This is a genomic window from Helicobacter sp., from assembly GCF_022511165.1.
Lineage (GTDB): Bacteria > Campylobacterota > Campylobacteria > Campylobacterales > Helicobacteraceae > Helicobacter_C.
The window spans coordinates 1-10,679 of record NZ_JAFLSB010000049.1; the positions used below are offsets into that span (position 1 = coordinate 1).

Below are 10,679 nucleotides of genomic sequence, written 5' to 3' on the forward strand. Positions count from 1 at the left end.
CGCAACTTCGCATTTTACATAAAGCACATCAATTCTTAGGAATGCAAATTCTACCCACTTTTATGTGTAATGATGTTATCAAAAATCCCCAAATTGAATCTTACATCACCGCCTATAAGGAGCATCTAAAGACACATTTGGGCTAGAGGAGCAGCATTTACTATTTTAAAAATTAATATCATAATAAATTTTATTTTAAGCTTCATTTTTTTATACTCATCTCAAATTTATTGAGAAAGGTTAAAAATGAAAGCAATAAGCAGAATATTATTATGGGGGGGGGCATAACACTTCTTTCTAGCTTCCCTATCTTTGCTGATGAAAGTATAGAATCCACGCAAACATTGCCTCGTGCGGATTCGCAACAAATACGCAATGTAAAATTACAAGCTTCAGTCGTTACAGCAGCTTCAGGAAGTGAGAAAAATGTTATCGATGCTCCCGCTTCAGTAAGCGTTATTGGCAATGAAGAACTCTCCACTATGCCTTATCGCGATTTAGCCGAAGCCTTGCGCAATGTGCCGGGCGTAGAGATTGATTCAAGTGCGGGTAAATTAGGAGGCTATACATTCTTAATGCGTGGAATGCCCGCAGATTACACACTTGTCTTAGTTGATGGCAGACGCCAAAAGCCCGGTGGGCAAATCGCCACAAACAATAATGGTATGGAATCAATGTATAATGCCTTTATGCCTCCATTGAGCGCAATTAGTCGCATTGAAATTATTAGAGGTCCTATGAGCACACTCTATGGAAGCGATGCAATGGGTGGAATGATAAATATCATTACCAAAAAGATTCCAGAAAAATGGGGCGCGACACTAAGTCTTGAAGCAAATATCCCTGAATCAAATACCTACCAACAAACCTATCAAGCCTCATTTTACGCTGCAGGGGCATTGAGCAAAACCTTAGGTATGAATGTGAGATTACGAGATTTATATCGTTCCTTAGCAGGAGATACCTTTAAAACAAATGATGGCAACACCACCTCATCATTTTTTGGCGCAAAGAGCAATGCTTACAATGTCGGCGCAAGGCTTAACTACGCTCCTAGTAGCAAAAACACCTTTATAGCCGATGTGGATTATACAAAAATTGCTTTTGATAATTCAAAAGGACAAATTGGCAATCACGTAAGCTCTGGTGCCACTGGATTAACAGGTGGATATACAGATTCTATGAATGTATCAAAACTTGTAGCATTACTTGGACACGATGGGGATTATAATTTTGGGAAATGGAAAAATTCAGTGCAATATATGAATACACAAAATCTTGGGCGTATAGTTGTGGGCAATTTTAATGCCGACCCAGATGTGGGTAAGCCACGAGATATTATAGGGCGAGATGTTTATGTGGATTCTCGTATGCTATTGTATTTAGGAGAGAGAAATAATCTCAATATCGGGGGCGAATATCGCAATGAGCAAATGCACGATAGAGCAGCTAATCCAAATAACTTTGGATTCCATACATTAAGTGCGTTTGCAGAAGATGAATGGCAAATTTTTGAGCCTTTTATTCTCACATTTGGGGTGCGCGATACTTTTAATACCAAATTTGGCAATCACCTCTCCCCTCGCATCTATGCCGTCCTAAATATCACAGATAGCCTTACAATCAAAGGCGGACTCTCCACAGGATATAAAACCCCCTATACCAATCAGCTTGTAGAGGGAGTGTATGGCTATGGGAGTCAGGGTAATCTAGGATTTTTGGGTAATCCAAACTTAAAGCCTGAAACCTCAATAAATTATGAACTAGGCATTATCTTAGATAATGATGTGATAGATTTGAGCGTTACAGGATTTAGAAATAATTTTTCAAATAAAATTACCTCCCAAACTCTAGCAGCCACAGACCCAATCTATCAAATATACTGCCAAAATTATAGCCGTGGCTGCTCTCAACTCTATAATGCCGATACTGCCTACACACAAGGAGTGGAAAGTGGCTTTGGGATTAAGCCAATTTTTGGCATAGGCTTTGATGTAAGCTATATATGGACAGATACGCAAGTTACTTCTGGCGCGACAAAAGGACGCGAACTCTCTTATATTCCAAGACATTCTGTGAATGGAAAATTAAGCTATGCGTATAAAGACTTTGGCGCATATTTACGAGCAGAATACAAAGCAAAAACACCAAATAGCAATTATTATAGCAATACTGCTACTACACTTTACCCTCGATATTATAAAGATTATATGATACTCACTCTAGGGGCAAATTATCGGCTCAATGACTTTATCCGCCTTAATGCCGGGGTATATAATCTCCTCAATCATAGCTTTATTGATTATGACAATGTGGCAACAAGCGGTAGTGCTACTTATGCCAATAACTACCGCTTTATACTCGATGGGCGCAGATATTGGGTGAATCTCACACTTGATTTTTAGCCTCTTTGGGGAATCTAGCTTAGCCCTTTTATAAGCTTATTCCTCTCCCTTTTTTTGATTATTTTTACCCACGCTTAAGACTACGCTCATTGTGTAGGCTTTGCTTGGCTTTTTTAAATCCCTGCCTACGCTTTGTAGCACAGAGAGAGCCACCCTATCAATACGCGTATCTTGGCTACTTTTATTGATGTGAATATCTCGTATTACTCCCTGTGTATCAATATGAAAAATAAGCCCCACTTCGCCTATTATAGTCGCATCTCTCAAGGCACTTGAGCGCATATAAGCTCGAGCAATGCGTTCATACACATATTTCATATACGCATCTATCTCGTCTGCGCCACTTGCATAAGATTGCACACTTTGGCTATGAGAATCCTCTTCTTTAGCCTCTTGCTGCGTATTTTCTAAAGCAGTTTCCATAGGATTGTTATCTTTAGCTTGGGAGTTTCTCTCTTGCTGTAGTTTCTTAGATTCTACGCTTTTTTGCGCCCTTTTTGTGTTTGTTTTATTTTGAGAAGTCTTAGGCGTTTTTGATACTTCTTTATTATTCTCTCTATATTGAGAATCCTCTCCCTCATTGTGAAAATGAGACAAAGAAAATAAGGTGATTTGCACTTCCCCAGCTTTATTTAAATGCGGCTTATCACAAGAATAATACCCTAAAAATCCTAGTATATAAAGCATACTTGCAAAACAAAAGCTAACTACCATAGAAAAAGTATTTGAAGGAAGTGTGGGCTTTGGGGATTGAGTGTTTATATTTTGGGACAAAAATACACTCCCCCATTTGGCAAAAGCACTTGTTGCGTATCTATACCATAAAGTTCCTTAATACACATTTCATTTAACACCTCTGTGCGACTGCCCCAATGCAAAAGCTGCGCATTTTTAAGTGTGAGAATCTTATCTGCGATGTAGCACTGCTCAGGGTGATGAGAAGTAAAAATAACGCTTTTTTTCAAGCTTTTTATCACTTCAAGCAGGACAAAACTATGAGATATATCAAGCGCACTTGTCATTTCATCAAGCAAAATCAACTCACTTTTTTGCGCCAAAGCTCGAGCAATCAGCACAAGCTGTTTTTGCCCACCAGAGAGGCTAAAATAAGGTTTTTGAGAGAGATTATCTATACCCAAAGTAGCTAAAGCGCACAAAGCTTCTTGTTTATCTTTAGGTGTATAAAAAAACCGATGATGCGCAAATCTCCCCATAAGCACCACTTCAAGCACACTAAAGGGAAAGCTAATATGATAGTTTTGCGGGACATAGCTACATAGCCTTGCCCTCTCTCGCACACTTAGTCCCCTCGCCTCTTTACCCTCTAAAAACAGCTCCCCACTATAATCAAAAAGCCCAAGTATGCTCTTAAGCAATGTGCTTTTGCCACTTCCATTTGCACCCAAGATACATATAATCTCACCCTTTTGCATACTAAAGCTTATATCGCGCAATAATGGCTCTAGCGGGGGCTTAGGAAAGCGTAAGGTAAGATGTGAGAGAGAAAGTATTTTAGCCATTTTGCACCTTGCATATTATGCAATCTCTTGCGCTCTCAATGCAGATTCTGCACACATAGGATTTTATCGCCTTAAACATATTTGCTACACCCTACTTTTTGAGACATCTTAAGCCTTAGGGCGCTTGTTGGGCTTTTTTAGCCAAAAGCCCAACAAATACAGGAATCCCAATTACTGCACTCACAATCCCAAGCGGAATCTCCACGCTTAACATACTTCGCGCAATACTATCACACACAAGCAAAAAGAGCGCGCCAAAGAGCATACAAAAAGGTAACATAAAGCGGTGATTTGCACCCATTACAAACCGCGCAATATGCGGCACGACAAGCCCTACCCAGCCAATCAGTCCCCCAACAGCCACAGAAGCACTCGCTAGGAGTGTAGCAAGTAGCACAAAGAAAAGACGCGCATATTTAATGCCAATCCCAAGACTTTGCGCACTCTCCTCATCGAGATTTAACACATCAATATATGAGGACAAAAGCACACTTGCAGCCGCACTTATCACAAAAATCACGCACAGCCACGCTAAAGGTGTGCTTTGCACAGCAACCAAAGAACCCATAAGCCAAAATACAATGTTAGGTAAAGCATTATAAGGGTCAGCCACAAGCTTTAGCCCACTTAAAAGTGCGCCAAAAAATGCCGAGCTTACCATTCCCCCAAGGATAAGCACTAAAATATTCATTTTTCTATCAAAAGCATAGGCAAGACACACAGATACGCCCATTGCGATAATGCCAAAGATAAAGCATAAGCCCTCAATGCCCAGTATCGAAAGCCCAAGCACCATTGCTAGAGCTGCACCAAAACTTGCACCATTAAGCACTCCTAAGATACTAGGGGATACGAGGGGATTGCCTATGATACCCTGATAGAGTGCGCCACTTAAGGCTAAAGCCCCACCTACACACATTGCCGCAATAATGCGTTTTATGCGCTCCTCTACAAAAATAATGCTATCAATCCCCGCATTTCCACTCACATAATCGCCCACAAGCGAAAACATATCGCTATAAAAAATATCAAATCGCCCTAGCCCTAGCGCAGCACCAAAAGCACACAATAAAAGCACAAATACCCCAAAGAGCAATGCTATCTTTTTTCTCATTTATCCTCTTCCTTTTTTGCAAGAGGCGGGATAAAGCAAAGCCCAATCTCACGTTTTTGCTCATAGACTATCACACCATTTTCTTGCTTAGATTCTACATAAGCTTGAATCTGCTCCAAATGAGGCTCTGCTTGGTGCATTGCAATATGCCATTGTATATCCTCTATGGCTTCTTGTATATTGAGTGTGCGTGTGAAATTCGCGTCCTTGTAACAATGCGTAAGAGACTTATAGCCGAACTCTTCAAGCCACTTTAATACTTGAGGTAGCCCCACAGGCAGCTCCACACTGATATGATGAAGTGCGAAAATCTCATCTAAAAACGCATTTTGTCTCACACGCCCCCAGCCCACATAGCATAACCCCTCCTTAGCAACACTCAAAGCCTTTTTAAATCCTGCAAGGGTATTAAGTGCTGGAGTCATTGAAGCAAAGGCAATATCAATCTCCCCGAGCAAGCTCACATCAAAGTCTTCCCACTTACTCACAAAAGTGCGGATATTATGTAGCCCTAGCGTGTGTGCGTCAGTTTGCAAAAATTCAAGCATATTTTGAGAGAAATCAAGCGTATCTACCGCCCTTGCCTCAAAGGCAAGCTCAAGGGCAAATCTCCCATTCCCCGCACCAATATCAACAATATGCTTATCTTTAAACACCACACCTTGTGCGCGGAAAAAATCAAGAATCTCTAGGGTATCTTTGGTATTTTTCTCAAAACGCGGGAATTTTTGTGCCTTTTTATCCCATAGCTGCTCACTCATTTACATTCCTTTTATATTAGATTCTATAACCCTTGCAGTCTTTGATACTCCTCATCACTCAAAGGTTGCAAAAATGTGCGATAAAATCTCTGCGCATAGTCCTTTACCACCTCATCGCTAATGAGTTCAGGATGAATCTTACTTAATCCCCACACAAGCCCTATGCTTTGCAAGATACTCGGCGGACGCATTAGCCAATTACTCGGGCTACTAGGCGCATAAAAGACTTGCTTATTTTTAAGTGCGCTAAGCTCTTGCCATTTGGGGTTAGGATTATTTATGAGCTCATTAAAAAACCCAATTTCGCGCACAAAAATCACTTCCGGGTTTAAACTTGCCAAAAGCTCAAAATCAATGCTTGTTTGCCCTTGAGCATTGCTTAAAGATTCACAAGCTATGGCATTAATCCCGCCAAGCTTATAGGCTAAATCTCCCTCATCGCCGCATTGAGTTTTAAGCCCATCAAAACCTTGCGCAAAATACACTCTAGGGCGCAAGGAGTGAGCTTTGATATGAGAAACATTAGAATCCTCATCTATTTTTTCTTGTAAATGTTCTTCTTTTGATATTTGAGAATCTAAAATATCTTGCGCTTTTTTAAGGAGATTCTCACTTTCCTCTAAAAATGCAAGCAGATTCTCACTTCGTGGCTTAATTACCGCTATACATTGCTCATTTTTACTTAAGCTCTCACTGATGATTTCTATTGCCTTACTTGATTGCTCATAGAAAAACGCGGGTATTTTTACACTCTCAATGCCAATCTTTGCATAAGGCTCTATTACAGAATCTAAAGTATTATCACTAAAAAACATCACATCAGGCTTCAAACTTGCAATTTGCTCAAAATTCAAATTCCCTCCTGTATGCCCTAAAATTGGCAAATCCGCCACTCCCTCTGGCATAAAGCTCACATCTTCAGGGTAAGGCTTATAATTAAGCCCTATCATTCCCTCCGGATAGAGAAGTTCGAGCAAAACGCTAATAGGTGGGGCTGCGCCAAAGACTTTGAGAGAGCATTGATTTTGCGCTTTTGGCTCATCTTGCGAATCTGTGCTTTGGCTTATTTCTTTGCTTAATTCTTGATTTGCTTGACTAGATTGCTCCTGCTTTTGCTCACACGCGCTAAAAAATGCAAGGATAAGACTAAGTAGTATGAGTTTTTTCATATTTGCTCCTTTGTTTATTTTTTCATATCGCCCCTCAAAAATTTTGCGCTTTTTTGGGGGCTTAGAAAGATTTAGAATTTATATTCCACACTTGCTAGGATTCTGCGCCCTGCCATATAGTAGCCCGAGCTATAGTAGTAATTTCTATCAAGCAAGTTGTATGCGCCAACTGAAAATTGCAAAGCCTCAATAGGGCGGTAATTTGCTTTCACATCAAGGAGAAAAATATCTTTGTTTTGTCCATAGGCTGTTATGGGGGAATTACGCCCACCACCAACCCCATACCATTGTTTGCTTTGAAATGTAGCAAAACCCATTACATCAAACTGCTTGATAGGCGCAATTATAAGCGAAGCATTAGCGATATGATTAGGATAGTTTAAGATTCTACTGCCATCAACCCCATAGCTAGAGCCATTGGTATTTGTCGCCTTGCGCTCGACATAAGAGTAGTTTGCCCCAAAGACAATCTTATCATCTATAAAGCCCTGCTTCAAACTCACTTCCGCACCATAAGCATAGCCCTCTTTGGCATTTTCTAAAATCACACAATTATTCCCATTCGCACACGAAGTATCGCTTGTCCCAGCAGAAATAATCATATTATTTAAATCATTATAGAATCCAGCGAGGCTAAAATGAGTGGATTCATAATCAAACTTTACGCCTAGCTCGTAATTAAGAGCAGATTCAGGCTTTAAGTTTGGCGCGGGGATTCTTGAACCCCAAGTAGAACCAAAGCGGTCTTTGAGCGTGGGGAGCTTATTTTTCTTACCTACATTGGCATATAAAGTGCTGTAGTCATTGACATTTGCATAGAGTATCCCCTGCAAAGTCCAGCCCTGTAAATGGCGGCTTGGTGGTTGTGTATCTATCACCGCATAAGTAACATCATTTCTATCATAGCTGCCATTAAGCACAAAGCGGAAAGTTTGATTAAACCTTTGAGCGTATTCGGCAAAGATTGAGGTGCTTAAGTCTTTGATTTTGTCATTATCATTTGTGCTTGTAGAGCCGGGTGCAACACTATCGCCGTGGTCAGTATTATCGTTTTTGAAATTAAGCCCAAATTTAAGGTTTTTATCCGCATCAAAATCCACGCCAAAGGTAAAGATTCCACCTAATGTGTAGTCATCATAAATACTTCCAAAGCTCCAAGCTCCGTGATTCCCATCTGTTTGAACCCTCCCATAAGAATCAAGTCTGTTATAGAATCTATCATAATACAACCTTGTATCAAGGCTTAGGCTGTCGGTAAATTTTGAGCGTCCTAAGAGATAAGCAGTGATTTTATCATAATGAGGCCATTGCCAAAAATTCCCACCCGTATTTGCATCAAACATACCGCCTTTTTCGCCCTTTTGATAAATGAGATTTAAAGAATACTCGTGATTCTCATTTGGCTCAAAGCCCACTTTAGCGCGAAAAGTATGGTTTTTGTAGTAAGAGTTAATTTTTTCGCCTGTGGGTTGGTATTGGGTTGGCTCAAAATGATGTGAAAGCGGCAGAGAATCTCGCCCTATAAACGCATAACCGAGGCTATAATACACCTTGCCGCTATTGCCTCCTACTTGGAGTGAGGCTTGATTTTCATTATTGCTCACAAAGCCATAGCGCGCATTGAGTTCAAAAGGATTTATAGGCTTAGAGGTAATCACATTGACTGCCCCACCCAAAGTATTCATACCATAAATAGGACTTGTAAAACCCTTAGAGACATCAATTTCAGCAATGCCAAAGGTGCTAAACTGCGCCCAGTCTGTCTGCCTATCATAGATAGAATGCACAGGGATTCCATCAATAAAAAAGCCTGTGCTCACATAATCATAACCACGTATGCCGATATTTGGCTCTCCTCTTGGTGAAGCTGCAGGCTGGTAAAACATACCGGACTGATAGCGCAAGGCTTGGGCTACATCGCTTGAAGCAGTATTTTGAATATCTTTTTGCTTAATCACCTCTAAAGTCGCGTTATTATCGACTTTTTCTTTAGCAAGCACCTCAATGCGCCCTAAATCATACACTTCCTCACCATAGCCTACACCTAAAAGCAAAGCAGCCAACAAGCCCCCTGCATACCATTTAGAAAAGCTATGCTCCTTAAATAAGGTAGTGCTTTGTGGGATAAAGCCTTTTTGAGAAAGAGTCGCGCTCTTTAAATCTCTAAGTGCTATTCTCATCTTAAGCCCCCTACACATACGATTTACTCCTTAATATAAAAAAATATATAATGGATTCTAAAAAATTCCACCTTAAATATATATAAATTTATATAATGAAATAAACAGCGCTTATGGCTTCTTTAGCATCAAAACAAACCTTTGTCTCCAAAAAATTAAACTTAAAAATCAAAAACTATGAGCAAAACTACATCTTTTGAGGAAAAATATGAAGTAAATATCAATATTTGTTTTTTGATTCTTAATATAGCTTCTCCTCTCTCTTTAAATGCAATAAATTTTGCTACAATAGCGCATTGATATGCGTAGGCATTGCGCTCTATAAGATGATAAAAGCGCGATACCAAGCAATGATTGAATCTCACAATGCAAAAAGAGGTAAAATGAAAAAACTCCCCATAAGCGCAACGATTATCGTCAAAAACGCCCAAGAGACAATCAAAGAGTGCTTAGAATCACTGCAAGGATTTGATGAGATTATCCTCCTTGATAATGGGAGCAGCGATGATACCCTCTCTATCGCCCGAAACTTTAGCAATGTCAAAATTTATACAAGCGAATTTATCGGCTTTGGGGCTTTGAAAAACCTCGCCATAAGCTATGCTAAGCACGATTGGATTTTAAGTATTGATTCTGATGAAGTGCTTGAAGCAAGCACATTTACGCTTATTGAAGCCCTTAGGCTTGAAACTCATACCATTTATGCCCTCCCACGCAAAAATCTCTATAATGGCGAGTGGATAAAGGCGTGTGGGTGGTATCCGGATTTTGTTTGGCGACTTTTTAATAAAAACTTCACGCGCTTTAATGACAATATCGTGCACGAGAGCATAATAATCCCCCAAAATGCGCATACACTTAAGCTTTCAAGCGGTTTAAAGCACTATGCTTATGATAATATCGCACATCTGCTTGAAAAGCTCCAACGATACTCAAGCCTCTGGGCAGAGCAAAATCCCCACAAGCAATCAAGCCCACTCAAGGCAATCACTCACGGATTTTTTGCGTTTTTTAAGGATTATTTTTTAAAAAAGGGCTTTTTATATGGATATAAGGGCCTTGTTATTAGCGCGTGCAATGGGCTTGGAGCGTTTTTTAAATATATGAAACTCTATGAAATACAACAAGACACGACCCCCCCCCTGTTATGCTCGCTTGTCATCACTACTTATAATCAAAAAGAAAGATTAGCTCTTGTGCTAGATTCTGTCAAAAACCTTGCGTTTTTGCCTAATGAGGTTTTAATCGCCGATGATGGTAGCACGGAGGATACTGCCGAGCTTATCAAAACATATCAAAAAGATTTTCCCTGCCCTTTGAGGCATATTTGGCAAGAAGATGAGGGGTTTCGTGCTGCTAAAAGTCGCAACAATGCTATAAATTCTGCAAATTATGAATATATTATCCTTATTGATGGCGATATGATTTTAGAGCCTCACTTTGTCAAAGACCATTTGAGCTATGCGCAAAAAGGCGTGTTTGTGCAAGGCTCACGCGTGATTTTAGATAAGCAAAGCACAGAGTGCATTA

The 10,679-nt window shown here is 40.1% G+C and carries 8 protein-coding genes and 1 pseudogene; 3 read left to right on the forward strand and 6 right to left on the reverse strand.

Features of this window, described 5'->3' with window-relative positions; all coding sequences use genetic code 11:
• Window positions 1-146, forward strand: a pseudogene (locus J1E28_RS06785) (NADPH quinone reductase MdaB); the annotation flags it as partial.
• Between the two features lie 126 nt (window positions 147-272).
• A complete protein-coding gene (locus J1E28_RS06790; protein WP_291028090.1) occupies window positions 273-2,405 on the forward strand; it encodes a TonB-dependent receptor in 2,133 nt (710 codons plus the stop codon).
• Between the two features lie 36 nt (window positions 2,406-2,441).
• Here the strand turns inward: J1E28_RS06790 and J1E28_RS06795 are convergent, their stop codons facing one another.
• From J1E28_RS06795 to J1E28_RS06820, 6 genes are all read right to left on the reverse strand, one after another.
• On the reverse strand, window positions 2,442-3,179 hold the full coding sequence (locus tag J1E28_RS06795) for a TonB family protein (RefSeq protein WP_291028092.1): 738 nt from the start codon (window positions 3,177-3,179) through the stop codon (window positions 2,442-2,444).
• The gene (locus tag J1E28_RS06800) at window positions 3,164-3,925 is read right to left on the reverse strand and encodes an ABC transporter ATP-binding protein (RefSeq protein ID WP_291028093.1); all 762 of its coding nucleotides are present in this window, start codon (window positions 3,923-3,925) and stop codon (window positions 3,164-3,166) included. Before J1E28_RS06800 ends, J1E28_RS06795 begins: the two co-directional genes overlap by 16 nt.
• 115 nt (window positions 3,926-4,040) lie before the next feature.
• On the reverse strand, window positions 4,041-5,039 hold the full coding sequence (locus J1E28_RS06805) for an iron ABC transporter permease (RefSeq protein WP_291028095.1): 999 nt from the start codon (window positions 5,037-5,039) through the stop codon (window positions 4,041-4,043).
• Window positions 5,036-5,800 carry a class I SAM-dependent methyltransferase gene (locus J1E28_RS06810; RefSeq protein ID WP_291028097.1) on the reverse strand — a complete coding sequence of 255 codons (765 nt, stop codon included), beginning with the start codon at window positions 5,798-5,800 and terminating at the stop codon, window positions 5,036-5,038. The genes J1E28_RS06805 and J1E28_RS06810 overlap by 4 nt, the downstream gene beginning before the upstream one ends.
• A 23-nt stretch (window positions 5,801-5,823) precedes the next feature.
• Entirely contained in the window at window positions 5,824-6,969 is a 1,146-nt protein-coding gene (locus J1E28_RS06815) for an ABC transporter substrate-binding protein (RefSeq protein ID WP_291028100.1), read from the reverse strand.
• Window positions 6,970-7,040: 71 nt separating this feature from the next.
• On the reverse strand, window positions 7,041-9,149 hold the full coding sequence (locus J1E28_RS06820; protein ID WP_291028102.1) for a TonB-dependent receptor: 2,109 nt from the start codon (window positions 9,147-9,149) through the stop codon (window positions 7,041-7,043).
• 383 nt (window positions 9,150-9,532) lie between these two features.
• On the opposite strand from J1E28_RS06820, the gene J1E28_RS06825 reads away from it, so the two are divergent.
• The coding region (locus J1E28_RS06825) for a glycosyltransferase (protein WP_291028104.1) at window positions 9,533-10,679 on the forward strand (1,147 nt) is incomplete at its 3' end.